Raw genomic sequence first — 1,080 nt, 5'->3', positions numbered from 1 at the left:
TCCGCGATGACGAATCCGTCGCGGTCACGATCGAACGGACGCGACGCACGGGTCGGATCGTCGTTTCGCTTCGAGAGCGCCCGCATCGCCGCGAAGCCCGCGACTCCGAGCGGTGTGACGCTCGCTTCGGCACCGCCCGCGATCGCGGCGTCGATGCCGCCACGCTGAATCCAGCGGAAGGCTTCGCCGATCGCGTGCGCGCCGCTCGAGCATGCGCTCGTCGTGGTGTAGCTCGGCCCACGCAGACCCCAGCGCATCGAGACCTGACCAGGCGCGAGGTTCGAGATCGCCGACGGGATGAAGTACGGCGACACGCGTCGTGCGCCCTTCGTCATCAGGATCTCGTGCTGCTGCTCGACCGCTTCGAGACCGCAGAAGCCGACCCCGATGAAGGTGCCGGTGCGATCCTTGAGCGCGTCGTCCGGCTCGAAGCCTGCGCTCTCGATCGCCTGCTGGCTGGCGCCCATCGCGAGGTGGATGAAACGCGCCATCTCGCGGACACGCTTCTTCTCGATGTACTGCTCGGGATCGAAATCCCGGCATTCACCTGCGATTTGAGACGCCATATCCGCCGGATCCCATCGCTGGATCCGTTCGATACCGCTCTTTCCCTCGACCACGCTCTCCCACGTGGTTCGAAGGTCTTTGCCACAGGGGCTGACTGCCCCCACTCCCGTGATCACGACTCGTCGCATGCTCGACGTCTCCGCTCCGCTCGACCTCGGCGGTCGCAGTGCTTCTTCGCTCGTTGCACCGCGCGCAGGTGTCGCGCGCGCGGCGCTTGCGTGACGACGGCCGGACACCTTTCGGGCACCGGCCGTCCGCGCAGCTCCTCGTTCCATCCCGCGACGTTCGACGGCCGTGAGCGCTCCCCGCGCTCGAGCTCCCTGCTCGAGCTCGATGCTCGAGCCTCATCGGCTCTCGGCGATCTCCCGTCGAGCGCCGATTCGGGCCGACGAACGACGTGCCGCTCCGCGCAGCGGCGGAGCGGAAGCCTCAGCTCGCGCGCTCGCTGATGTACGAGACCGCGTCACCGACGGTGCGGATCTTCTCGGTGTCCTCGTCCGGGATGTCGATCTC

The 1,080-nt window shown here is 67.6% G+C and carries 1 protein-coding gene; it reads right to left on the bottom strand.

The features are described 5' to 3' along the window. Nucleotides 1–695: beta-ketoacyl synthase N-terminal-like domain-containing protein (locus VB775_RS10230; RefSeq protein ID WP_323216771.1), on the bottom strand; the 695-nt coding region annotated here is incomplete at its 3' end. Nucleotides 696–1,080: the final 385 nt, after the last annotated feature.

The sequence above is a fragment of the Pseudanabaena sp. CCNP1317 genome (genome assembly GCF_034931345.1).
GTDB classification, from domain to species: domain Bacteria; phylum Cyanobacteriota; class Cyanobacteriia; order Pseudanabaenales; family Pseudanabaenaceae; genus Pseudanabaena; species Pseudanabaena galeata.
This window is presented reverse-complemented; position numbering and strand designations above follow the sequence as displayed.